The organism is Bradyrhizobium viridifuturi (assembly GCF_001238275.1).
Taxonomy (GTDB): domain Bacteria; phylum Pseudomonadota; class Alphaproteobacteria; order Rhizobiales; family Xanthobacteraceae; genus Bradyrhizobium; species Bradyrhizobium viridifuturi.
In genome coordinates this window covers 85,855-110,594 of the sequence record NZ_LGTB01000036.1, presented here as the reverse complement: position 1 = coordinate 110,594, position 24,740 = coordinate 85,855, and the positions used below count along the sequence as shown (strand labels likewise).

The following is a 24,740-nucleotide window of genomic DNA, read 5'->3' as shown; positions in this document are numbered from 1 at the left end:
GACCGGCGCCCGAGAACGGCACGTGCGTCATCTGGATCCGGCCGATGATCTTGAACAACTCTCCGGCGAGATGCGGCGTCGTCCCGAGGCCGGGGCTCGCATAGTTCAATTCGTCCGGGTTGGCCTTCGCGCGCGCAACCAGGTCGGCGACTGAATTGATGCCGAGCTTCGGGTCGACCAGGATCACGTTCGGCGAGGTGCCGAGTTCGGCGATGGGTGCAAAATCCTTGTCGGGGTCGTACGGAATCTTGCTGTAGAGGCCCGGGTTGACGACCAAGGCACTCGACGAGATCAGCAGGGTATAGCCGTCGGGATCGGCATGCGCCGCAAGACCGATCCCGATATTGCCGCCGCCGCCGGGACGGTTCTCGACCACGATGGTGGCGCCGAGCGCTTCGCCGAGATGGCTGCCGAGGATGCGCGCCATGATGTCGGTCGGTCCGCCCGGCGCGAACGGCACGATGATCTTGACGGGACGGTCCGGATAGCCGGCGGCGACTGCTTGCCGGGTGAGGGCGGCGATCGCCAGCGCGCCAGCGGCCGTCAGGATCGTGCGACGCGAGGGAGGGGCCGATCTGCTGCCTGTCATCGGAGATCCCTCATCCGCATCCCGACTTCTACAGATCGAACACCGCCACCGCGCGGATCGGCGATGCGGTGCCGCCGCGCCACTTCATCGGCAGACCGATGAAGGTGAACGGCCCTTCGCCCAGCAGGGCTTCGAGATTGCACAGGCTCTCGATGTGGGTGATGTCGAGGTCGAGGCAGGCCTTGTGGACGAGCAGGTTCTCGTCGCTGTCGGGGCCCGGCCGCATCGAGTCGATGCCGAAATGGACGATGCCCTGTTTCGCCAGCCACTCGGTGGCCGCGACATTGACGCCGGAATTGTCGGTCGAATATTCCTTGCGCGGAAAGGTCCGCGCGTGATGGCCGGTGCAGAGCAGCACGGTGCCGCCCTTCGGGATCGGCTGCCCGGCCGCCTTCGCCGCCGTGTCGAGATCAGATGGGGTGATCTCGGCACGCGGCGCAATGTGGCGCAGGTCGAGGCAGATGCCGGGGACGATGCACTTCTCCAGCGGGTATTCATTGATCGGGATGCCGCTCGGGCCGAAATGCCGGGGTGCGTCGATGTGGGTTCCGCCGTGGTCGGGCATCGAAATGAACATGGATGCCAGCCCATAGACATTTCGCGACTCCGCCAACGCCTCCTCGTGGTTCTTCCACATCCCGTGCATGATTGGCGGATGGCCGGGATAGCTCGGTGTGCGGTGATAGAGCTCCCGGCTCAGGTCAATGATCCTCACGGCGGTGCCCTTTCTTGACGGAGCTGGCGCAGGCGCGCTTCTGCGGCAATGCTGACGCGTTTGCGGCTGTTCTGCAAGATGCCGCTTGCCCTCAGTGCAGGACCTGAAGCTGCCGCGGCAGCCAGAGCGAGATTTCCGGCAGATAGGTCACGCACATCAGGACGAAGAACATCACCGTGTAGAACGGCCAGATCTTGCGCATGACCTGCTCGATGGTGACCTTGCCGACCGCGCAGCCGACGAACAGGATCGCACCGACCGGCGGATGGCACAGGCCGATACCGAGATTGAGCAGCATGATCATGCCGAAATGAACCGGATCGACGCCGAAGTTCTTCATGACCGGCAGCAGGATCGGCGTTGCGATCAGGATTGATGGCGCCATGTCGACCAGCGTGCCGAGCACCAGCAGCAGGACGTTGATCAGAAGCAGGATGACGTACTTGTTGTCGGAGATCGACAGGAAGAAGGTGGTCATCTTGGCCGGCATCTGGGTCAGGGCCATGATGTAGCCGACGCTGGAAGCGCAGGCGATCAGCGTCATCACCATCGCGACGGTACGCAGCGTGCGATGCAGCAGCACCGGCAGGTCGCGCCAGCGATAGTCGCGATAGATGAACATCGTGACGAAGAAGGCCCAGATGCACGCGATCGCGCCGGCTTCGATCGCGGTGAAGATTCCGCCGAGAATGCCGCCCAGGATGATGACCAGGGTGACGAGGCCCCAGGAGGCGTCGATGGCGATCCGGATTGCGTCCTTGGCCGGTACGGTCTGGCCGTGCGGATGCTTCTCGCGATAGGCGACGGCGAGGCACAGGATGATCAGCGAGAAGCCGAGCAGCAGCCCGGGGAATACGCCGGCCATGAAGAGGGCGCTGATCGAAATCGTTCCGCCCGTCGCCAGCGAGTAGAGCACTGCATTGTGGCTCGGCGGTACCAGAAGGGCCTGCACCGACGAGGTGATCGTCAGGTTGGTCGCGAACACGCGTGGATAGCCGTTCCGCTCCATCTGCGGGATCATCACCGAGCCGATCGCGGACGTATCGGCGACGGCCGATCCGGAAATGCCGCTCAGGAATGTCGTCGCCAGCACGTTGACGATCGAGAGGCCGCCGCGCAGACGGGTCAGCCCGACCAGCGCGTCGGCGAACGCAACCAGGCGGCGGGCCATGCCGCCCTCTGCCATGATCGCGCCGGCCAGCACGAAGAACGGGATCGTCAGCATTGCGACCTTGCTGACGCCGTCGGAGATCTTGAGCATCACCGCCTCCAGCGGAATGCCGATCCACAAGGCGCCGACGATGGCCGCCATCGCCAGCGAGTAGGCGATCGGCATACCGATCAGGAAACAGAGCAGCATGGTCGCGAGCAGAATGGAGATGTCCATGATGGCCTCGCGGGGTCAGTCGATCGATGCGTCCTGGTGCGAGCCGATCGGGTCGGGCGGCGCACCGAGGAAGATCCGTTCGATGATGAACAGCAGCAGGCAGGCGCCGCCGATCGGAATCGGAAGATAGGTGACGCCGACCGACAGTGACGGAAAGTCGGCGATCGTGTTGTGCCAGGTCACGTCGACGAGCCGGTAGCCCCAGATGATCATGAAGAGCGCGATCAGGCCCATCAGGAGCTGTACGACGAGGTCGGCGAGCGCCCGGAGCGGGTCAGGCAGCTTGCCGGCGAAATAGCCGACATTCATATGCAGGTTGAGCCGATAACCCGCCGCCGCTCCGATGAAGGTCACGACGATGGTGAGCAGCACCGCGAGCGGTTCGGGCCAGGAGGCCGCGCTGTTGAGCACGTAGCGCGTGAACACCGCCCAGGGGATGACCGCTGAAATCAGGATCAGCGCGGCAGAGCCCGTGATGACGCAGGCAAGATACAGATAGTCCATCGCGCGGCGATATGATCCGGCCATGTCATGTCCTGTCGGATGTCGATGTCCCGTGTGGCGGCGTGTCAGGCAGACTGGATGCGTCCGATCATGTCCTGGTATTTCGGGCCGTATTTGTCCCATACCGGCTTCACCGCGTTCTGGAACGGCGCCTTGTCGGCGATCTCGATGATCTCGCAGCCGGCGGCTTTCGCTTTTTCCATCGCCTGCTGCTCGTAAGTGTTCCAGAGCCCGCGCTCTTCCATCTGCGCCTCGCGAGCAAGCTTCCTGATCAGCGTCTGGTCGTCGGCCGACAGCGCGGACCATGCCCGCTTCGAGAACACCAGCACCTCGGGAACGATCAGGTGCTCGGTGAGCGAGAAGTGCTTGGCCGCGGTGTAGTGGTTGCTGAAGACGTAGCTCGGAGGATTGTTCTCTGCGCCGTCGATGACGCCGGTCTGCAGCGCGCTGAACACCTGGTCGTAACCCATCGCGACGCCGTTGCCGCCGAGCGCATTCATCATGTCGATGAAGATCGGATTGCCGATGACGCGGAATTTGAGGCCCTTGATATCGGCGATTGTCTTGATCGAATGCTTGGTGTTGTAGAGGCTGCGAGCGCCGGAATTCATCCAGCACAGTGCGACCAGCCCGGCATTGGGGCTTGCCGTGATTTTGTCCAGCAGCTCCTGGCCGATCGGGCCGTCCATCATCCGCTCGGCATGCGCCATGTTCTTGAACAGGAACGGCATGTTGACGACGTTGATGTCGTCGACGATCGGGCCGATTGAGCCCGCGCTGACACGCAGCATCTGGACCGCGCCGATCTGGGTCTGCTCGATGGTTTCCTTCTCGCCGCCGAGCTGCATCGAGGGGAACATCTGCAGCGACAGGCGGCCGTTGGTCGCCGCCGCGAGCTTCTTGCCGAGCTTTCTGTCGCGACCACGGTCGGGTAGCCCGGCGGTTGCACGTCTGACGCCTTGAACACGGCCTTCGATTGGGCGAGGGCGGTCTGCGCCGAGGTCGCAACAGCAGCGCCAAGACCGGCGCCGATCTTGATGATGTCGCGACGGTTGAGCCCGGCGGCGCGGGTCCGCGATCGGTCTGTACGATTCATGTTATTTCCTCCCAAAGATGCCTTGCCGGAGTCCGGCCGCGGTCATGGCGGCTGGCTTTGCGCGTCGAAGAACTCCGGATTGTTGTGCTGGGTGGCCGAGATGTCGGCCAGCAGCCGTTCGAGATGTCTCGTCATCGCAGCTCCCGCGGCTGCCGGGTCGCGTGCTTCGATCGCGCCCATGACCGCTTCATGCTCGGCGATGACCTCGGCCATCCGCCCACGCTGCGGCAGCGTCAGCCAGCGGAAACGGTCGACGTGAACCTTGACCTGCAGGATCAGCTTCCAGATGCCGGGGTGCCCGGCAATTTCGGCGATGGCGGCGTGAAAGGCCTCGTCGGCCTGATGGAATGCCTCGCGGTCGCCGGCCTTGTCGGCCTCGCGCTGGCGTTCGAGGATCGCTTGCAGGCCGAGGATCTGGCTGGCGCTGGCGCGCTCGGTCGCCATACGGGTCGTGGTTTCCTCCAGCGACCTGCGGACGATGATCGCCTCCGGAAGCGCAGCGAGCGGGATGCGCGAGACGAAGATGCCGGATTGCGGGAAAATCTCGACCAGGCCCTCGTCCGACAGGCGCAGGATGGCTTCCCGCACCGGGGTCCGGCTGACGCCATAGGAGCGCGCGATCTCGGCCTCGATGATCGGATCGCCCGGCCTGCGCTGCAACGAGACGAGCTCGGCGCGCAGCTCGGCATAGATCCGCGCCGCCGCCGTTGCGGTCCGTGGACGACCGGTCCGCCGTTGGCCGGCGAGGCGGCGAAGCTCCGATTTTTTCGGCGCGCGGGCGGGCATGCTTGCTCCCGGAATTGATATATTAGTATATGAAGCATTCGCTGAAGGCAAACACGCATCGCTCGCAAACCGGGAGGTCCGCATGACCGACTACCGCAAGCTGTTCGATCTCACCGGCAAGACCGCCGTGGTGCTTGGCGCCGCCTCGGGTATCGGGAAATCCTCGGCTGAAGCGCTGGCGTCGCTTGGCGCCCGCGTGCTGTGTGCCGATCGTACGCAGGAGGGCGCGGATGCGACCGCCGCGGCGATCCGGGAGCAAGGCGGATCGGCAACGGCCGCCGCTTGTGATGCGGCCGACCGTGCGGACGTCGAGGCGCTGGCGGCGAAGGCGCTCGCGGAATTGCAGCGCGTCGACATCGCGGTCACCACGCCGGGGCTGAACATCCGCAAGACCATCCTCGACTACACCGAGGAGGATCTCGACCGCGTCATCAACCTCAACATCAAGGGCACGGTCTGGTTCTTCCAGGCGTTCGGCCGCATCATGGTCAAGCAGCAAGGCGGCAGCCTGATCGCCTGCTCCTCGGTGCGCGCCGTGACGATCGAGCCGGGGCTTGCGGTCTATGGTTCGACCAAGGCGGCGATCGGCCTCCTGGTCAAGGGCTTCGCATCCGAGGTCGGCCGCTCCGGCGTCCGCGTCAACGCCATCGCGCCGAGCATCGCGGAGACCGCGTTGACCGGCCCGTTCAAGCAGCGACCCGACATCTACGATCTCTATGCCGGCCACACCGTGTTCAATCGCTGGAGCAGCGCCGACGAAGTGGCTACCGCCGTTGCCTATCTTGCATCCGACGCGGCGAGCTATGTCAGCGGCAGCACGCTGTTCGTCGACGGCGGCTGGACAGCGGTTGATGGACCGCCGACGGGTCTCACCCAATTGGCGCGCTAGCTACGACGTGGTGTTGGAGACGAAACCGGCCTGACTGCGCAGGCCAGATGCATCCGTCGACGTCAGCAGCGCGATCAGGCGTTGCGCCTGCGGTGCAGCCGAGGCCTGCGTTGCAACGGCAGCCGCATAGATGGTCGCGAGGGCGCATCCCGGCGGCAACGTGCCCGACAGCACGACACCGGGAGTGCTGATGATCTCGGTCGACTGCGTGCAACCGATCGGCCGCTTGTCTCGGGACTCGGCCAGATGCCGCATCGCCGTCGCACCGTTCGGAAAGATCTTCAGCCGGTCGGCGACGGCGTCAGTGATGCCGAGTTGCGCGAGCACCTTGGCGACATGAATTCCGGCGGTCGACGCCTTGGTATCCGGCACGAAGATCGCGTCTGCAGCGAGCAGCACGGTACGCAGGCTTGCCGGGTCCTCGGCGCGCGCCAGCGGATCGCCGGCGCGGACCGCGAGCGCCGTTTCAACGCGGCCGATGTCGGCGATCGAACTGCGCAAGACCAGCCCTTCGTCGGCAAGCGTCGCGATCAGCGCGGCAGTCAGGATGACGATGTCGGTTGCAACACCGGCCCGCAACCTGTCGGCCATGGCGCCGACCGCGCCAAAGTCACCGGCAATGCCGAGGCCGGTTTCGGCTTCAAACGCAGGCGCAAGGCTGCGCACCAGGCCCTGCGCTGCGCCGCCGCTCAGGATGTTCAACGTCTTCATAGGCCCTGTTCCATCACCCCGGTCCTGCCGCCACGTGCCTATTCGGCCTTGTCCAGTCGTTTGACGACGTCGGCCCACTTCACGATATCGGCGCGCAGGAACCCGCCGAATGCCTCCGGCGTCATCGTCATCGGCACCGCGCCCTGTTCGGCCCAGAGCCTTTCGACCTCCGGCCGCTTGATCGCAGCGCTCACGGCCGTGTTGAGCTTGTCGATGATCGGCTTCGGTGTCCCCGCTGGCGTCATCAGGCCGAGCCAGATCGTCGCTTCATAGCCGGACACGCCCGCCTCGATGACGGTGGGAATGTTGGGCAGCACCGCGGAACGCGTCTTGCCGGTTGTGGCGAGCGCGCGCACCTGGTTTTCAGCAATGTTCGGCGCCATCGCCGGAACGGCATCGATCATCATCTGGACCTGGCCACCGATGACGCCGCTGCGGGCTTCGCCACTGTTGCGGTAGGGCACGTGCACGATGTTGATGCCGGCCATGGCTTTGAACAATTCGCCCGCCATGTGGTACGGCGTCCCCTGGCCCGACGAGGCGTAGTTCAGCTTTCCGGGCTCTGCCTTTGCGAGCGCGATAAGTTCCTGCAGCGTCCTGGCCGGCACGGCGGGGTGGACCACGATCACGAGATCCGAAGTGTTCAGGGATGCGACCGGGGTCAGGTCGCGCATCAGCTCGTATTTGCGTTGCGGCACCAGCGATTCATTCGCGGTCTGGGTGTTCGACATCATCAGCAGGGTGTAGCCGTCGGCCGGCGCCTTCGCGACCTCGAGCGTGCCGATCACGCCGCCGGCGCCGGTGCGGTTCTCGACCACAAAGGGCTGGCCGAGGCTTTCCTGCAAGATGCTGCCGATCTGCCGCGCAACGACGTCGGCCGGACCGCCGGGGCCAAAAGGAACGATGATCCTGACCGGCCGCGCGGGATAGTCCTCGGCGTCGGCATGTGAGCCCGACATCGACACGGTCAGCAATGCCGCGACACACATCAAGGCGTACCGAAAGCGCGCCATTGATCGTCTCCCCCAACTTTAGTCTTCTTTCTTGACGAGAAGTCTAGCTGCAACCTGAAGGCTCTGTCGACGACAGACTCTGTCTTCACGCATCGGAATATCGGCGGGAAGACGGTGTACCAACTTCGCCATCACGTGCGGGGAATCAGATGAGGAAACATTCCGGGCTATCGCGCCGCGATCTGCTGAAGGGCTCCAGCGCCGTGCTGGCGGGCGCCACATTGTCGACGCGCGTGATGGCCGCCGCGCCACCTGCGGAACCGGTGACGCCGGCGCTGATCGAGGCGGCGAAGAAAGAGGGGCAGATCGTCTACTACACCTCGACCGATCTGCCGGTCGCCGAGAAGTTGGCGAAGGCATTCGAAGCGAAATATGCCGGGATCACCGTACGGGTCGAACGCACCGGCGCCGAGCGGGTGTTCCAGCGGGTCGGCCAGGAATATTCCAGCAACATTCATGCGGTCGACGTCGTCAATTCCTCCGATGCCGCACATTTCATCGTGTGGAAGCGCGACGGCATTCTGGCGCCCTATGTCCCGGAGGAGGTCGCTAAATACTATCCGGACGAGCATCGCGATCCAGACGGACAGTTCGCAAGCTTCCGGGTCTGGCTGTCGATCATTGCCTACAACACCAATCTCGTGAAGGCCGAGGAGGCGCCGAAGAGCTTTGCCGATCTGCTCGATCCGAAGTGGAAAGGCAAGATCGTGAAGGGGCATCCCGGCTATAGCGGCACCATCATGACCGCGACCTATCAGATGCAGCGCGATCTCGGCTGGAGCTTCTTCGAGCAGCTCGCCAAGCAGAACATCATGCAGGTGCAGTCTTCGACCGATCCGCCGAAGAAGCTCGACCTCGGCGAGCGGGCTGTGATGGCCGACGGCAACGAGTACAACATCTTTCAGCTGAAGGAAGCCGGCCGCCCGGTCGAGCCGGTCTATGCCACCGAGGGGTCGCCGATCATCGTCGGCCCCAACGGGATCTTCAAGGACTGTCCGCATCCCAACGCGGCAAGGCTGTTTCAGTCGTTCGCGCTCGGGCGTGAGGGGCAGCAGCTCAATGTCGAGATCGGCGGCCTCAGGTCCGTCCATGCGCAGGCCCAGGAGAAAGCCGGGCGCAAGCCGTTGAAGGACATCAAGACGATGAAGGACGATCCCGTGGCGGTGGAACGGGAAGGCGAATCGATCAAGGCGCGCTACACCCGCATCTTCCACGTTTGACCGACGGTTGAGGCCGGTAGCCGAGCATTTGGGCGTTTGACGCATGGCATATGCTCGGTTTTCGCGCGGACCGGGTCAATAATGCCCCTCGGCGGGGCCGGTGTTTGATGTTACCAATTTGGCATGAACCAGCATGCCAAGGTCGACATCCGCCATTCCACCTGTCCGCACGACTGCCCCTCGGCATGTGCGCTCGACGTCGAAGTGATCGACGGACGTTCGATCGGCAGGGTGCGCGGCTCCAAGCAGCAGACTTATACGGCAGGCGTGGTCTGCGCCAAGGTCGCGCGTTATGCCGAGCGCATTCATCATGCCGAACGGCTGATGCACCCGCTGCGCCGGACCGGGCCGAAAGGTTCGGGCCAGTTCGCGCGGATTTCCTGGGACGAGGCGCTGGACGAGATCGCCGCGCGTTTCGATGCCGCCGAGCGCGAGTTCGGCGCCGAGTCGGTCTGGCCTTACTATTACGCCGGCACCATGGGGCTGGTGATGCGCGACGGCCTCAACCGGCTGTCGCATGTGAAGAAATATTCGCGCTTCTACGGCACGATCTGCGCGACCATCGCGCGCATCGGCTTTACGGCCGGCACCGGCAAGATCGCCGGCGTCGATCCCCGCGAGATGGGGGTCTCCGACCTCGTCGTGATCTGGGGCACCAATCCGGTCAACACCCAGGTCAACGTGATGACGCATGCGTCGCGTGCTCGCAAGGAGCGCGGCGCGAAGATCGCTGCGGTCGACGTCTACAACAACGAGACCATGAAGCAGGCCGACATCAAGATCCTGCTGCGGCCAGGGACCGACGGCGCCTTCGCCTGCGCCGTGATGCACGTGCTGTTCCGCGAGGGATTTGCCGATCGCGATTATCTGGCGCGCTACACCGATTGCCCCGACGAGCTCGAGGCGCATCTGAAGACCCGCACGCCGGAATGGGCTTCGGCGATCTCGGGCGTGCCGGTCGAGGAGATCGAGGCGTTCGCGCGGCTGGTCGGGACCACCCAACGCTCCTTCTTCCGTCTTGGCTACGGTTTCACCCGCAGCCGCAACGGCGCCGCCCAGATGCACGCCGCGCTGTGCATCCCCGCGGTGACTGGCGCCTGGCAATATGAGGGCGGCGGTGCCTTCTTCAACAATGCAGCGCTCTGGCGCTTCGACGAGTCGATCATCGAAGGCCACGACGCGATCGATCCCACCACCCGGGTGCTCGATCAGTCGAAGATCGGCCGCATCCTGACCGGCGATGCCGAGGCGCTGCGCGGCGGCGGGCCGGTCAAGGCGATGCTGATTCAGAACACCAATCCGATGACGGTGGCGCCCGAGCAGGCGCTGGTGCGCCAGGGGTTCGCCCGCGAGGATCTGTTCGTCGCGGTGCACGAGCAGTTCATGACCGAGACGGCGCAGATGGCCGATATCGTGCTCCCGGCGACGATGTTCATGGAGCACGACGACCTCTATTACGGCGGCGGCCATCAGCACATCTCGGTCGGTCCCAAGCTGATCGATCCGCCGGGCGAGTGCCGCTCCAACCACGAGGTGCTGCAAGGGCTCGGCCGCAGGCTGAATGCCGTGCATCCCGGCTTCGACATGACGCCCCGCCAGCTGATCGATGCGACGCTGAAGAAGAGCGGACACGGCGACATCGCGGCGCTGGAGGCCGACATCTGGCGCGATCTGCAGCCCGATTTCCGGACCTCGCACTATCTCGACGGCTTTGCCCATGCCGACAAGAAGTTCCACTTCAAGGTCGATTGGGGCAAGGTGCCGGTCGGTTCGGGCGGGCTGATGGGCGCCTGGGACAAGATGCCCTCGCTGCCCGATCACTGGACGATCATCGAGGAAGCGGATGCGCAGCATCCGTTCCGGCTCGCGACGTCGCCGTCGCGCAGCTTCCTCAACACCAGCTTCAACGAAACGCCGTCGTCGCAGGCGCGCGAGGGCGCACCGACCGTGATGATCCACCCCGACGATGCGGCCGCGCTCTCGATCGCCGATGGCGACGCCGTGACGCTCGGCAACACGCGCGGCGAGACCACGCTGACCGCAAAACTGTTCGATGGCGTTCGCCGCGGCGTGCTGATTGCCGAGTCGATCCATCCGAACAAGTCGCATATTGGCGGCCGCGGCATCAACATGTTGACCGGAGCTGAAGCCGTCGCTCCGGTCGGCGGCGCTGCGTTCCACGACAACAAGGTCTGGATCAGGAAGGCGCCCGCCGCCGCATAATCCTGCTTGCAGTCGGCGCCGATCCTGCCGCAAATGTGGGCAGGAAACGGCGCACAAGGCAGGAAACATGACCGATAACAGCGTTCTTCTCGAAAAGCGCGGGCAGGCGTACTGGATCACCATCAACCGCCCGGACAAGCGCAACGCGCTCAATGCCGGCGTGATCGCGGGCATCGCCAGGGGCTATCGCGAGGCGCATGACGACAAGGACGTGCGCGTCATCGTGCTGACGGGCGCGGGCGACAAGGCGTTCTGCGCCGGCGCCGATCTGCAGAACAGCGGCGCGGCATTCTCGATGGATTTTTCGCGGCCGAATGTCGACTACGCCGATCTGCTACGGCTGTCGCAGAACGCGACCAAGCCCGCGATCGCGCGGGTCGGCGGCGTCTGCATGGCCGGCGGCATGGGCCTGCTGTGCATGACCGACATGGCGGTCGCCGCCGATGGCGTGATCTTCGGTCTGCCTGAAGTGAAGGTCGGCGTGTTTCCGATGCAGGTGCTGAGCCTGCTGCAATCGATCGCGCCACCGCGTCTCGTCAACGAATGGGCGCTGACCGGCGAGCCGTTCGATGCCAAAGCCGCGCAGGCCGCGGGCCTTCTCAACTATGTCGTGCCGGCGGCCGAGCTCGACGCCAAGGTCGACTGGCTGATCGGCCGCATCGTCGACAAGTCGCCGACCGCGATCCGTCGCGGCAAATACGCCATGCGCGCCATCGCCTCGATGTCGTTCGACGAAAGCATCGCCTACACCGAAAGCCAGATCGCGCTACTGGCGATGACCGAGGACGCCAAGGAAGGCCTCAAGGCGTTCGGCGAGAAGCGCAAGCCGACCTGGACGGGACGCTGAGGCATCGCGGTGCCGCTTCACGCCGCGCCGCGCCGCCTGCGGCCGTCGCAGGCGCGCACGACCAAAATATTGAAAACAACCCCATGCAAAGGAGCGGGCGGCGGCCGGCGTCGGACAAGTCAACTTGACACGCCGGGCAACTCAGGGGTATATTTCTAATATTCCGAAATTGGGCGCCCGCTCGCTGACCCGTCGCGTATCAGCCCGCGTTGGCCTTCAGGCCGGCGGCTTCGATGCCGGCCACGGCGCAGATCTCGTCATTGTCAGAGGTGTCGCCGCTGACGCCGACGGCGCCGAGCAGGGTGGTGCCGTCCATGATCAGCACGCCGCCGGGGACCGGCACCAGCCGGCCCTGCGCCAGCGTATTCACGGAATCGATGAAATAGGCCTGCTCCTGCGCGCGCTGGAACAGCGCCCGCGATCCCATGCCGAGCGCCAGCGCGCCATAGGCCTTGCCGTGGGCGATCTCGGCCCGCATCAGGCTGGTGCCGTCCTGCGCCGCCGTCACCTTCACCGCGCCGCGCGCGTCGAGGATGGTGACCACCAGCGGCTTCAGCTTCTTCTCGACGCCCTTGGCGAGGGCGGCATCCAGAATCTTGCGGGCGGTGTCGAGAGTGAGCTCAGCCATGGGCCTGTTCCTTTGTCGGTAATGATCTGCTGGAATTCGACTTCGCACGTTTCAGGCTCATCGCCAATACGCTGGCGACATGCAGCGGCGTGCGGCCGCTGCCGTCCTTGATCTGGTGCCGGCAGGAGGTGCCGTCGGCGACGATCAGCGTGTCCCGGTCGGCGCTGCGAACCGCTGGGAGTAGCGACAGCTCGGCCATCTCGATCGAGGCCTGATAGGTGTCCGCGCCGTAGCCGAAGGCGCCGGCCATGCCGCAGCAGCTCGACTCGATGGTCTTCACCTCGAGGCCGGGCACGAGGCGCAGCACCTTCTCCACCGGCTTGAACGCGCCAAAGGATTTCTGGTGGCAATGGCCGTGCACGACGGCTTTGCCGGCAACGGTGCCGAGCGGCAGCGTGAGGCGTCCAGCCTCGGCCTCGCGCACCAGGAATTCCTCGAACAGCAAAGCGTGCGCGCTGACGCTCTTGGCGGTGTCATCGGAACGCAGCGACAGCAGCTCGTCGCGTAGGGTCAGCAGGCAACTCGGCTCGAGGCCGATGATCGGCACGCCGCGTGCCGCGAACGGCGCGTAGGTCGCGACCAGCCGGTCGAGCTCGGCGCGGGCCTGCTCCACCAGTCCGGCAGACAGGAACGTCCGTCCGCAGCAGGGCGGCCGGCCGCCATCCGATGGCTTCGGCAGATGGACGCGATAGCCGCCGGCGACCAGCACCTCGATTGCGGCGTCGAGATTCTCCCGCTCATAGCCGCGGTTGAAGGTATCGGCGAACAGCACCACTTCGCGGCCATCGGGCGCGCCCAGCACCTCGGCCTCGGGGCGGAACGTATCGCTGCGAAACGCCGGCAGCGCCCGTTTGGCGCTGATGTCGGCGAGCGTCTCGAACAACCTGCGCAGCAGCGGACTGCTGTTGCGCCAGTTCGCGATCGGGGCGAAGCGCGAGGCGAGATCGAGGTAGCGCGGCAGATAGCCGACCAGCCGGTCGCGCAGCGACAGGCCGTGCGTCGCGGCGCGGGCGGCCAGCACCTCGATCTTCATCTTGGCCATGTCGACGCCGGTCGGGCATTCATGGCGGCAGGCCTTGCAGGAGACGCAGAGCTTCAGCGTGTCCATCATCTCGTCGGAGGAGAGGGCATCCGGCCCGAGCTGGCCCGAGATCGCAAGCCGCAGCGTGTTGGCACGGCCGCGGGTGACGTCCTTCTCGTTGCGTTTCGCGCGATAGGACGGGCACATCACGCCGCCTTCGAGCTTCCGGCAGGCGCCGTTGTTGTTGCACATCTCGACCGCGCCCTGGAAACCGCCGCCGGCGCCGGGATAGGCCGACCAGTCGAGCGCGGTCTTCAATTCGCCGACGCGATAGTCCGGCGAAAAACGGAACAGCGAACGGTCGTCCATTTTGGGCGGATCGACGATCTTGCCGGGATTGAGCGTGTTGCCGGGATCGAAGCGCTGCTTGACCTCGCGGAAATCGGCGACGATGCGCGCGCCGAACATCGTCTCGTGGAATTCCGAGCGCACCAGGCCGTCGCCATGCTCGCCGGAATGCGAGCCCTTGTATTCGCGCACCATCGCGAAGGCTTCCTCGGCAATGGCGCGCATTGCCTTGACGTCCTTCTCGAGCTTGAGATTGAGCACCGGGCGCACATGCAGGCAGCCCTCGGAGGCGTGCGCATACATCGTGCCGCGGGTGCCGTGCCTCGCGAACACGGCATTGAGCCGCTCGGTGTAGTCGGCGAGATGGGGCAGCGGCACCGCGCAATCCTCGACGAACGAGACCGGCTTGCCCTCTTGCTTCATCGACATCATGACGTTGAGGCCCGCGGCGCGGAAATCGGCGATGCCGGTCTGCAGCGCGGGCTCGATGATCTCGACCACGCCGCCCCATTTGCGCTGCGGCTTGTCCCAGCCGAAGCCGAGGTCGCCCATCAGTTCACCGAGCTGCCTGAGGCGGGCGAGATTGTCGGCCTGATCTTCCTCGGCGAACTCGACCACCAGGATCGCGTCCGGATCGCCGCGCACCGCCGCCGAGATGATCGGCTGGAACATCGCGATCTCGCGCCCGAGCGCGATCATGGTGCGGTCGACCAGCTCCACGGCAATCGGCCGCAGCTTGACCAGATGCTGGGCCGCGTCCATCGCCTCGTAGAAGCTGCCGAAATGACAGACGCCGAGCGCCTTGTTGCGGATCACAGGCCACAGCTTGAGCTCGACCTGCGTGGTGAAGGCAAGCGTGCCCTCGGAGCCGACCAGAAGATGCGCCAGATTGTTCGGCGCGTTGCGTGGCACCAGCGCGTCGAGGTTATAGCCGCCGACACGGCGCTGCACCTTGGGGAATTTATCCGCGATCTCGAGCGCTTCGCGCTCGCCGAGATCGAGCATGTCGCGGAACAGCCTCAAGCCGCCATCGGACGCATTGACCCGGGTCAGATCGCGCGGCACTTCGCCGAAATGCAGCAGCGTGCCGTCGGCGAGCGCCGCATCCATCGACAGCGTGTTATCGCGCATCGTGCCGTAACGCAGCGAACGGCCGCCGCAGGAATTGTTGCCGGCCATGCCGCCGATGGTGGCACGCGACGCCGTGGAGACGTCGACCGGAAACCACAGCCCGTGCTTCCTGAGTTGCCGGTTGAGGTCGTCGAGCACGATGCCGGGCTCGACCACGCAGGTTCGGTTCTCGACGTCGAGCGAGATGATCTTGTTCAGATGCTTCGACAGGTCGACCACGATGCCGTCATTGACGGTCTGGCCGCATTGCGAGGTGCCGCCGCCGCGCGGGGTCACGATCCGCCCGGCGTCGCGGACGATCGCAAGCGTGCGCAGCGCCTCGTCGACGGTTCGCGGCACCACCACGCCGGCCGGCATGATCTGGTAGAACGAGGCGTCGGTCGCGTACCGGCCGCGGTTGAAGGCATCAAAAAACACGTCGCCGGTCAGGTCGGACCGCAGGCGCTGTTCGAGCGATGAGGCGTTCTTCATCCCAGATCCGATGTGATCCATGGCGCAACCGAGGCTGCTCATGGATTATACATTCTTTCGATTCGAGAATTACATTATGAATTCAAAACGAGCAAGGCGAAGGGTAGTCCGATGGCCCTTCAGTCCCCCTGAGGCGTCGTCGCCGGGGTGCCGTCTGGCCCTTCCGCGAGGTGCTCGATGGCCGCGCCCCGCTTGTTGCGCAGGTGCTGAAACAGGATGTCGCTGAGCTCGCTGCCGGCGCGGCGGCGCAGCGCATCGAGGATTGCCTCGTGCTCGCGCATCGCCTCGGCCCAGCGTTGCCGCTTGCGGGCGAAATTGGCGGAATAGCGCACGCGGCGGATGCGGCCCGCGAAGTTGGCGTAGGTTGTCTTCAGCGTCGCGTTGCGCGCGGCCGCGACGATGCTCTCGTGGATCTGCTGGTTGGTCTGGAAATAGCCGTGCATGTCGCGGTGCAGATAGTGGCCGTACATCTCGTAGTGCAGTCGCTCGATCGCGGCGATTTCCTCGTCCGTGATTGCCTCGCAGGCCAGTCGTCCGGCGAGGCTTTCCAGTCCGGCCATCACGTCGAACAATTCCTCGAGGTCGCGCTGGCTGAGCTGGCGCACCCGCGCGCCGCGATTGGGCAACAGCTCGATCAGGCCTTCGGCGGCCAGCACCTTGAGTGCCTCGCGCAGCGGCGTCCTTGATATACCGAGCATCTCGCAGAGCTGGCGTTCCGGAACGCGGGCGCCGTCGGGAATGTTGCCTTCCACCACATAGTCGCGCAGCCGCAGCAGGATCTCGCCGTGCAGCGAGGCTTCCTGGCGGTCGCTGCCGTTGCCGGTGGCGGGTGGGGTGATCGGAACCCCGGTTTCGGGAATCGCGGATTTCATATTCTGAACAATAGTTTGCCGGTGCGGTCGCGTCGATGTCCTCAATCGAATACCAAAATGAGATTGAAAAGACAAAAAATGAATGCAAAATGGCGTGGAGAACGGCCGACATCCGGCGATTGGGAGGTTCTGATGCATCAAGGGCGCCATTTTCTGCAGATTCCAGGGCCGAGCCCCGTTCCGGATCGCATTCTTCGCGCGATGGATATGCCGGTCATCGACCACCGCAGCGCCGAGTTCGGCGAACTCGGCCGCACCGTGCTCGAGGGCAGCGCCAGGATCTTCCAGACCACAGGGCCGGTGGTGATCTTCCCGTCGTCGGGGACCGGCGCCTGGGAAGCGGCGATCGTCAACACGCTGTCGCCCGGCGACAAGGTTCTGATGGTCGAGACCGGCCATTTCGCCACCCTGTGGCGGCAACTGGCCAGCCGCTTCGGCATCGAGGTCGACTTCATCGCCGGCGATTGGCGGCGCGGCGCCGACCCCGCGCAGATCGAGGCCAGGCTTGCCGCCGACACCGCGCACAGCATCAAGGCGGTGATGGTCGTCCACAACGAGACCTCGACCGGCGCGACCAGCCGGATCGCCGATATCCGTGCCGCTATCGACCGCACCTCGCATCCGGCGCTCTTGATGGTCGACACCATCTCGTCGCTGGGTTCGGTCGACTACCGGCACGACGAGTGGAAGGTCGATGTCAGCGTCAGCTGCTCGCAGAAGGGTTTTATGCTGCCGCCCGGCCTCGGCTTCAACGCGATCTCGGAAAAGGCCCGCGCCGCGTCACGCACCAACAAGATGCCGCGCTCCTATTTCGATTGGGAGGAAATGCTGAAGCCGAACGCCAAGGGCTTCTTCCCCTATACGCCGGCGACGAACCTGCTCTACGGGCTGCGCGAGGCCATCGCGATGCTGCTGGAGGAGGGGCTCGACAATGTATTCGCGCGCCATCAGCGGCTCGCCGCCGCGACGCGCGCCGCGGTCAATCATTGGGGACTCGAGGTGCTGTGCCAGGAGCCCTCGGAGTTCTCGCCGGTGCTGACCGCGGTGTTGATGCCGCCCGGCCATGATGCCGACCAGTTCCGCAAGGTCGTGCTGGACAATTTCAACATGTCGCTCGGCTCAGGCCTGTCGAAGGTCGCCGGCAAGGTGTTCCGCATCGGTCACCTCGGCGAGTGCAACGAGTTGACGTTGCTCGGGGCGCTCACCGGGGTCGAGATGGGACTGTCGGTCGCCGGCGTGCCGCATCGCGCGGGCGGCGTCGCGGTTGCGATGAAGCTGCTCGAACAGCGGGACCAGCGCAACTCACCGTCGCATCTGAAAGTGGTCGGCACCTAGCGACACCAACAACCAGAAAATCGCAGACCAGGGAGGGGATATGAGGCTTCGGTTCAAGGCCACCCACGTCGTGTTGGCCATGCTCTGCGTGATGTATTTCATCACCTATGTCGACCGCGTGAACATCGGCACCGCGGCCGGCGAGATCCAGAAGGAGCTCGGCCTGTCCAACACCGAGCTCGGCCTGGTGTTCTCGGCGTTCGCCTATCCGTATCTGCTGTTCCAGGTGATCGGCGGCTGGGTCGGCGATCGCTTCGGGCCGCGCCAGACGCTGTTCTGGTGCGGCATGATCTGGGCGGCGGCGACCATCATGACCGGCTTCGTCCATGGTCTCGCCGCGCTGTTCGTCGCGCGGTTCGCGCTGGGGTTCGGCGAAGGAGCGACCTTCCCGACGGCGACGCGCGCCATGCAGTACTGGACGCCGGCGAACCGCCGCGGCTTCGCGCAAGGGCTGACGCACTCGTTCGCGCGGCTCGGCAATGCGGTGACCCCGCCGGTCGTCGCGCTGCTGATCCTCTGGCTGACCTGGCGCGGCGCATTCGTCGTGCTCGGTGTCGTCAGCCTGATCTGGGGCGTCGTGTGGGTCTGGTACTTCCGCAACGAGCCGAGGGATCATGGCTCGATCACGGAAGCCGAACTGGCGACGCTGCCGCCGCGGCCGAAAGGCGAGCGGCCGAAAGTGCCGTGGGGACCGCTCTTGCAGCGGATGTGGCCGGTGACGCTGACCTATTTCTGCTACGGCTGGTGCCTGTGGCTCTACCTCAACTGGCTGCCGCTGTTCTTCAAGAACAACTACAGCCTCGATCTGAAGAACTCGGCGCTGTTCGCCTCCGGCGTGTTCTTCGCCGGCGTGATCGGTGACAGCATCGGCGGCGTCATCTCCGACCGCATCCTCGAGCGCACGGGCAATGTGCGCCTGGCACGGCTCAGCGTGACCGTTGTGGGCTTCGCCGGCGCGCTGCTGTCGCTGATGCCGATCCTGTTCGTCCACGACATTACGGTGGTCGCGCTCTGCCTGTCGGCCGGCTTCTTCTGCGCCGAGCTCGTGATCGGCCCGATGTGGTCGATCCCGATGGACATCGCCCCGAAATATTCCGGCACCGCCGCGGGAATCATGAACACCGGCTCTGCCTTCGCGGCGATCGTCTCGCCGCTGGTCGCCGGTTTCGTCATCGACGCCACCGGGAACTGGTACCTGCCATTCCTGATGTCGATGGGCCTGTTGCTGCTCGGTGGTTTCTCGGCATTTCTGATGCACCCGGAACGGCCGTTCGAGGAGGCGAGCGAACAGGTGATGCCGGGCAAGGTGGTGGCCGCCGAATGAGGGGCTGCCGGCCCCGTTGCAGCGCCGTCAGATATGCATGACGGCCCCTCGCCGGGCCTAGGACAAACCCGGCGAATAGTGATATGCGAGCGGCTTACCAAGACCAAGGCAAGACCGGGAAAGACGCTCATGACCGTGCATACTGGAAGGCATTTTCTGCAGATTCCGGGACCGACCAACGTGCCGGACCGGGTGCTGCGGGCCATGGATATGCCGACCATGGACCACCGCGGTGCCGAATTCGCCGAGATCGGCTTTGCCGTGCTTTCCGCGATGCAGCGCGTGTTCCGCACCAAGCAGCCCGTGATCATCTACCCCTCCTCGGGGACCGGCGCCTGGGAGGCCGCGATCGTCAACACGCTGCAGCCCGGCGACAAGGTCCTGATGTGCGAGACCGGGCAGTTCGCCGTGCTGTGGCACGGCATTGCCGACAAGTTCAAGCTCGACGTCGATTTCATCGCGGGCGACTGGCGCCACGGCGCCGACCTCGAGCAGATCGAGGCCAGGCTTGCCGCCGACAAGGCGCACAAGATCAAGGCGGTCTGCGTGGTCCATAACGAGACCTCGACCGCCTGCGTCACCTATCCGCGCGACGTCCGCAAGATCCTCGACACGCTGAAGCACCCGGCGCTGTTGATGGTCGACACCATCTCCGGCCTCGGCTCGCTCGAATATGAGCACGACGCCTGGGGCATCGACGTCTCGATCGCAGGCTCGCAGAAGGGCCTGATGCTGCCGCCCGGCCTCGGCTTCAACGCCGTGTCGGAGAAGGCGCTTGCGGTGGCCAAGGCCAATCCGGGCATGCGCTCCTATTGGGACTGGCAGGAGGTCATCAACATCAACAAGGCCGGCACCTGGCCGTACACGCCCGCCACCAACCTGCTGTTCGGCCTGCGCGAGGCCGTCAAGATGCTGGAGGAAGAGGGCCTCGACAACGTGTTCGCCCGCCACAAGCGCCACAGCGAGGCGACGCGTGCGGCGATCAAGGTGTGGGGCCTGGAGACGCAATGTCAGGAGCAGGGCGCGCATTCGCCGGCGCTGACCGCTGTGCGGGTGCCTGACGGCCACGACGCCGACCATTTCCGCAAGGTCGTGCTGGATAATTTCGACATGTCGCTCGGCACCGGCCTCAACAAGGTCAAGGGCAAGGTGTTCCGGATCGGCCACATCGGTCACTTCAACGACCTGATGCTGATGGGCACGCTGTCCGGCGTCGAGATGGGTCTTGATCTGGCCAAGGTGCCGCATCGCAGCGGCGGCGTGCTGGCGGCGATGGAGGTCCTGAAGGGACGCGACGCCGCGCAGGCGTCGAAAGTCGCTTAGGAAGGCCTCGGCCGGAAAATCGAATCGTAACGAACAGAAAGAGCGAGACATGAACGCGCCCGTCGCACCGACCGAAGACCTGATCTACTCCGTCGAGGACGGGATCGCGCGCATCACGTTCAACCGGCCGCAGGCGCGCAACGCGCTGACCTTTGCGATGTACGAGCAGATGGCTTCGATCTGCGAGAACATCAATCAGGATCACTCGATCAAGGCGTTGATCCTGACCGGCGCCGGCGACAAGGCGTTCGCCTCTGGCACCGACATCTCGCAGTTCCGCGCCTTCAAGACCGCGCAGGACGCGCTGGACTATGAGGCGCGGATCGACCGTGTGCTGGGAACGCTCGAACAGTGCCGCGTGCCGGTCATCGCCGCGATTGCCGGCGCCTGCACCGGCGGCGGCGCCGGCATCGCCGCATGCTGCGATATCCGCATCGGCACCGAGGCGACGCGGATCGGCTTCCCGATCGCGCGCACGCTCGGCAACTGCCTCTCGATGTCCAACATCTCGCGGCTGGTGTCGCTGGTCGGTCCGGCGCGGACCAAGGATCTGATCTTCAAGGCGCGCCTCGTCGAAGCGCCGGAGGCGCTGGCGCTCGGGCTGTTGAACGAAGTCGTGCCCGATGTGGAGACCCTGCAGCGCCGTGCCGACGAGACCGCGAAGCTCGTCGCCGGCCACGCGCCGATCACGCTCGAGGTGACCAAGGAAGCGGTCCGCCGCATCCGCCGCACGCTGTCGCGCGACGAAGGCGAGGACCTGATCCTGCGCGCCTATATGAGCGAGGATTTCCGCGAGGGCATGGACGCCTTCCTCAACAAGCGGGCACCCAACTTCAAGGGCAAGTAGCGGCGGCGAGGGGGGGCTTGGCGCGCGCAGGGCCGCGCGCGTCGCAGACCGCTTTCACAAATTCGGTGTTGTCCCGGGCAAGCGAAGCGCGACCCGGGACCATAACCACCAAAGGCGATTGTTGCATGGCGCTGGAGCCACAGCCGGCTTCCACAACGAACGCCTGTGGTTATGGGTCCCTGCTTTCGCAGGGACGACAGCGAACAGACGGCGCGCTTTTCGCTAGCCTGCACAGCCTGCCCCTCGCAACGACGCTCGTTCCTCATTCCAAAGTCATACGTCATGCGGCAGTTCGCGGCTTGAACTCACCCTTATTCTCGGCACAATGATGCGACCTTCCGCTTCGCAGGTTTTGCCAAGCCGAACAAATAGATAGGGAAGAAACACGTGGGACAGATTGTGAAAACCACGGCTGCCATCGCGGCCCTGCTGCTAAGCACGCCGGCCTTTGCCGGCTGGGAGCCGAGCAAGCCGGTCGAGATCGTGGTTGCTGCCGGCGCCGGCGGCGCGTCCGACCAGATGGCGCGCATGATGCAGGCGGCGATCCAGAAGAACAATCTGATGAAGCAGCCGATGGTGGTGTCGCTGAAGGGCGGCGCGTCGGGTGCGGAAGCGCTGATGTACATGAAGTCCAGCGAGGGCGATCCCAACAAGGTGCTGATCGCCTATTCGCTGATCTACATGCTGCCGCTGTCGGCCAAGATCCCGTTCAACTGGCGCGACCTGACACCGGTGTCGGTGATCGCGCTCGACCAGTTCGTGCTGTGGGACAATGCCTCCGGTCCGAAAACGGTGAAGGAGTTCATCGATGCCGCCAAGGCGGCGAGCGCGCCGTTCAAGATGGGCGGCACCGGTTCCAAGCGCGAGGACCACGTGCTGACCGTCTTCATGGAGCAGAAGACCGGCGCAAAATTCTCCTATCTGCCGTACAAGTCCGGCGGCGAGGCCGCGACCCAGCTGGTCGGCGGTCACACCGAATCCAACGTCAACAATCCCAGCGAGAACCTCGAGGTCTGGCGCGCCGGGCAGGTTCGCGCGCTCTGCGTGTTCGACAAGGAGCGGATTTCCTACAAGACCAAGGTCACCGACAAGCAATCCTGGAACGACATCCCGACCTGCAAGGAGGAGGGGCTCGACGTGCAGTACCTGATGCTGCGCGCGATGTTCCTGCCGGGCAAGGTCACTCAGGAGCAGCAGGCGTTCTATGTCGACCTGTTCCAGAAGGTGACACAGACGGCGGAATACAAGGACTACATGGAGAAGCAGGCGCTGAAGCCGATCTTCCTCACCGGCAAGGACATGGTGGAATTCCTCGAGGATGACGACAAGCAGAATGCCTCGCTGATGAACGCAGCGGGCTTTGTCGCAAAATAGCGCGCGCGGTCCGGAATTGGCTTGCAAGCGGCGGCGGCGCGGTGATTACTGCGCCGCAGTATGGCCGGACGTACGGCTAGCCGTGGAGCGATCATGACCAAAGCCGTGTTGGGGATCATCGGCGGATCCGGCATTTACGATCTGCCGGGCCTGGAAAACGTCCGCGAGGAAGCGGTCGTAAGTCCCTGGGGCGAGCCGTCGGCGTCGCTGCGCCGTGGCGAGATGGCGGGACTGCCGATCGTGTTCCTGCCGCGCCACGGCCAGGGACATGCGCTGTCGCCGTCCGAAATCAACTACCGCGCCAATATCGACGTGTTGAAGCGGGCAGGCGTCACCGACCTGGTCGCGTTGTCCGCCTGCGGCTCATTCAAGGAGGAGCTGCCGCCGGGCACATTCGTCTTGGTCGACCAGTTCGTCGATCGCACCTACAAGCGCGAAAGCTCGTTCTTCGGCAGAGGCTGCGTCGCGCATGTCTCGATGGCGCATCCGGTGTCGCCGTTGCTGGCGAAGCATCTCGCGGCCGCGGCGGAAGCCGAGCGTATCGCGTTCGCGCGCGGCGGCACTTACCTCTGCATGGAGGGGCCGCAATTCTCCTCGCTGGCCGAAAGCCTGACCTACAAGGCGCAGGGCTATTCGGTGATCGGCATGACCAACATGCCGGAAGCCAAGCTCGCCCGCGAAGCCGAGATTTGCTACGCCAGCGTGGCGATGGTCACTGATTTCGATTGCTGGCATCCGGCGCATGATGCTGTCACGGTGCAGGACATCATCCGCGTGCTGAACTCGAACGCCGAGAAGGCCAAGGCGCTGGTCGCGCGGCTGGCGCGGGATTTCCCGCGCGAGCACGAGCCCTGTCCGGTCGGATCGGACCGCGCGCTCGACACCGCGCTGATCACGGCGCCCGCGGCGCGCGATCCGCAGTTGCTTGCCAAGCTCGATGCAGTTGCCGGACGGGTGCTCCGCACATGAGAGTGGATGGTCAGCATTTTCGCAGCATCTGGCTCGAGCCCGACGGCTGGTCGGTCGGCGCGATCGATCAGCGCCGGCTGCCGCATGAATTCATCGTCGCCAGGATCACGACCGCCGACGAGGCCGGCGAGGCGATCAGCTCGATGCTGGTCCGCGGTGCGCCGCTGATCGGGGCGACCGCGGCCTATGGCATGGCGCTTGCGATGCGATCAGATGCCTCCGACGCGGCGCTCGACCGTGCCGGCAAGATGCTGGCCGCGACCCGTCCGACCGCGATCAATCTGAAGTGGGCGATCGACGAGATGCAGCGCGCGCTCGCGCCGCTCGCAGCCTCGGCGCGGGTGGATGCAGCCTATGCCCGCGCCCGCGAGATCGCCGATGAGGATGTCGAGATCAATCGCGAGATCGGCCGCCACGGGCTCGGCCTGATCGAGACCATCGCCGCGACCAAGAAGCCGGGCGAGCCGGTGAACGTGCTGACGCATTGCAATGCCGGCTGGCTTGCAACCGTCGATTGGGGAACGGCGACATCACCAATCTACCAGGCGCATGATCGCGGCATTGCGGTTCATGTCTGGGTCGACGAGACCCGGCCGCGCAATCAGGGCGCTTCGCTCACCGCCTGGGAACTCGGCCACCACGGCGTGCCGCACACCGTGATTCCCGACAACACCGGCGGCCATCTGATGCAGCATCGGATGGTCGACCTCGCGATCGTCGGGACCGATCGCGTTGCCGCCAATGGCGACGTCTGCAACAAGATCGGGACCTATCTGAAGGCGCTCGCCGCCCACGATAACGGCGTGCCGTTCTATGTTGCGCTGCCGTCGCCGACCATCGATTTTCGTATCGATGACGGCGTCAGGCAGATTCCGATCGAGCAGCGCGCGGCCAGCGAGGTTACGCACCTCACCGGGCGGACGGCGGATGGACGGATCGAAACCGTTCGCGTGGTTCCGGACGCTCCTCCGTCGCCAATTTCGGCTTCGACGTCACGCCGGCAAGGCTGGTGACGGGATTGATCACCGAGCGCGGCGTTCTCCGCGCTGATCGTGCTGCACTCGCGAGCGCGTTTCCCGAACGCTCAAGTTAGCTGAAGGCTGCATTGACGGTGATT

21 protein-coding genes and 1 pseudogene are annotated in these 24,740 nt (G+C 65.0%); 11 read left to right on the top strand and 11 right to left on the bottom strand.

All coding sequences use genetic code 11. From position 1 onward, the window contains the following. The 6 genes from ALC15_RS29140 to ALC15_RS29115 all read right to left on the bottom strand — a co-directional run. On the bottom strand, positions 1–589 hold a 589-nt coding region (locus ALC15_RS29140), incomplete at its 3' end, for a tripartite tricarboxylate transporter substrate-binding protein (RefSeq protein ID WP_200914704.1). Between the two features lie 28 nt (positions 590–617). Beyond that, positions 618–1,304, bottom strand: a complete 687-nt coding sequence (locus ALC15_RS29135) for a cyclase family protein (RefSeq protein WP_063781887.1) — start codon at positions 1,302–1,304, stop codon at positions 618–620. Positions 1,305–1,395: 91 nt separating this feature from the next. Then, positions 1,396–2,691: a TRAP transporter large permease gene (locus ALC15_RS29130; RefSeq protein ID WP_050630263.1), complete on the bottom strand. Its 1,296-nt coding sequence runs from the start codon at positions 2,689–2,691 to the stop codon at positions 1,396–1,398. Between the two features lie 15 nt (positions 2,692–2,706). After that, positions 2,707–3,219: a TRAP transporter small permease gene (locus ALC15_RS29125; RefSeq protein ID WP_050630262.1), complete on the bottom strand. Its 513-nt coding sequence runs from the start codon at positions 3,217–3,219 to the stop codon at positions 2,707–2,709. Positions 3,220–3,260: 41 nt separating this feature from the next. Further along, the gene (locus tag ALC15_RS29120) at positions 3,261–4,055 is read right to left on the bottom strand and encodes a TRAP transporter substrate-binding protein (RefSeq protein ID WP_244486310.1); all 795 of its coding nucleotides are present in this window, start codon (positions 4,053–4,055) and stop codon (positions 3,261–3,263) included. A gap of 278 nt (positions 4,056–4,333) precedes the next feature. Further along, positions 4,334–5,077, bottom strand: coding sequence for a GntR family transcriptional regulator (locus ALC15_RS29115; protein ID WP_050630261.1), 744 nt, complete (start codon positions 5,075–5,077; stop codon positions 4,334–4,336). An 82-nt stretch (positions 5,078–5,159) separates the two neighbouring features. Between ALC15_RS29115 and ALC15_RS29110 the strand changes: the two genes are divergently transcribed. After that, the gene (locus ALC15_RS29110; protein ID WP_050630260.1) at positions 5,160–5,966 is read left to right on the top strand and encodes an SDR family NAD(P)-dependent oxidoreductase; all 807 of its coding nucleotides are present in this window, start codon (positions 5,160–5,162) and stop codon (positions 5,964–5,966) included. Here the strand turns inward: ALC15_RS29110 and ALC15_RS29105 are convergent, their stop codons facing one another. Then, positions 5,967–6,677 carry a molybdate ABC transporter substrate-binding protein gene (locus ALC15_RS29105; RefSeq protein ID WP_050630259.1) on the bottom strand — a complete coding sequence of 237 codons (711 nt, stop codon included), beginning with the start codon at positions 6,675–6,677 and terminating at the stop codon, positions 5,967–5,969. It lies immediately after the preceding gene. A 38-nt stretch (positions 6,678–6,715) separates the two neighbouring features. Beyond that, positions 6,716–7,666, bottom strand: coding sequence for a tripartite tricarboxylate transporter substrate binding protein (locus tag ALC15_RS29100; RefSeq protein WP_162240520.1), 951 nt, complete (start codon positions 7,664–7,666; stop codon positions 6,716–6,718). 173 nt (positions 7,667–7,839) lie between these two features. Between ALC15_RS29100 and ALC15_RS29095 the strand changes: the two genes are divergently transcribed. From ALC15_RS29095 to ALC15_RS29085, 3 genes are all read left to right on the top strand, one after another. Continuing rightward, positions 7,840–8,910, top strand: a complete 1,071-nt coding sequence (locus ALC15_RS29095) for an ABC transporter substrate-binding protein (RefSeq protein ID WP_050630257.1) — start codon at positions 7,840–7,842, stop codon at positions 8,908–8,910. 123 nt (positions 8,911–9,033) lie between these two features. Further along, on the top strand, positions 9,034–11,133 hold the full coding sequence (locus ALC15_RS29090; protein ID WP_050630256.1) for a molybdopterin oxidoreductase family protein: 2,100 nt from the start codon (positions 9,034–9,036) through the stop codon (positions 11,131–11,133). Positions 11,134–11,200: 67 nt separating this feature from the next. Further along, positions 11,201–11,980, top strand: coding sequence for an enoyl-CoA hydratase/isomerase family protein (locus ALC15_RS29085; protein ID WP_050630255.1), 780 nt, complete (start codon positions 11,201–11,203; stop codon positions 11,978–11,980). Between the two features lie 199 nt (positions 11,981–12,179). On the opposite strand, the gene ALC15_RS29080 is transcribed toward ALC15_RS29085, so the two are convergent. The 3 genes from ALC15_RS29080 to ALC15_RS29070 form a co-directional block, all read right to left on the bottom strand. Continuing rightward, positions 12,180–12,608 (bottom strand): GlcG/HbpS family heme-binding protein, encoded by a 429-nt coding sequence (locus ALC15_RS29080; RefSeq protein WP_021080440.1) that lies wholly within the window; start codon positions 12,606–12,608, stop codon positions 12,180–12,182. Beyond that, positions 12,601–15,579, bottom strand: coding sequence for an FAD-binding and (Fe-S)-binding domain-containing protein (locus ALC15_RS29075; protein WP_050630254.1), 2,979 nt, complete (start codon positions 15,577–15,579; stop codon positions 12,601–12,603). The genes ALC15_RS29080 and ALC15_RS29075 overlap by 8 nt, the downstream gene beginning before the upstream one ends. Before the next feature lie 119 nt (positions 15,580–15,698). Beyond that, on the bottom strand, positions 15,699–16,451 hold the full coding sequence (locus ALC15_RS29070) for a GntR family transcriptional regulator (protein ID WP_050630253.1): 753 nt from the start codon (positions 16,449–16,451) through the stop codon (positions 15,699–15,701). A 132-nt stretch (positions 16,452–16,583) separates the two neighbouring features. On the opposite strand from ALC15_RS29070, the gene ALC15_RS29065 reads away from it, so the two are divergent. From ALC15_RS29065 to mtnA, 7 genes and pseudogenes are all read left to right on the top strand, one after another. After that, positions 16,584–17,786: a pyridoxal-phosphate-dependent aminotransferase family protein gene (locus tag ALC15_RS29065; RefSeq protein WP_050630269.1), complete on the top strand. Its 1,203-nt coding sequence runs from the start codon at positions 16,584–16,586 to the stop codon at positions 17,784–17,786. 40 nt (positions 17,787–17,826) lie between these two features. Continuing rightward, complete coding sequence (locus tag ALC15_RS29060; RefSeq protein ID WP_050630252.1) at positions 17,827–19,110, top strand: MFS transporter; 1,284 nt, start codon at positions 17,827–17,829, stop codon at positions 19,108–19,110. Positions 19,111–19,239: 129 nt separating this feature from the next. Beyond that, the gene (locus ALC15_RS29055; RefSeq protein WP_050630251.1) at positions 19,240–20,433 is read left to right on the top strand and encodes a pyridoxal-phosphate-dependent aminotransferase family protein; all 1,194 of its coding nucleotides are present in this window, start codon (positions 19,240–19,242) and stop codon (positions 20,431–20,433) included. A 49-nt stretch (positions 20,434–20,482) separates the two neighbouring features. Beyond that, positions 20,483–21,280, top strand: coding sequence for an enoyl-CoA hydratase/isomerase family protein (locus ALC15_RS29050; protein WP_050630250.1), 798 nt, complete (start codon positions 20,483–20,485; stop codon positions 21,278–21,280). Between the two features lie 396 nt (positions 21,281–21,676). Beyond that, a complete protein-coding gene (locus ALC15_RS29045) occupies positions 21,677–22,654 on the top strand; it encodes a Bug family tripartite tricarboxylate transporter substrate binding protein (RefSeq protein ID WP_430649202.1) in 978 nt (325 codons plus the stop codon). Positions 22,655–22,747: 93 nt separating this feature from the next. Next, positions 22,748–23,623, top strand: coding sequence for an S-methyl-5'-thioadenosine phosphorylase (locus ALC15_RS29040; RefSeq protein WP_050630248.1), 876 nt, complete (start codon positions 22,748–22,750; stop codon positions 23,621–23,623). Continuing rightward, a pseudogene (mtnA, locus tag ALC15_RS29035) lies at positions 23,620–24,716 on the top strand (S-methyl-5-thioribose-1-phosphate isomerase). The gene ALC15_RS29040 and the pseudogene mtnA overlap by 4 nt, the downstream one beginning before the upstream one ends. The last annotated feature ends 24 nt before the right edge of the window (positions 24,717–24,740 follow it).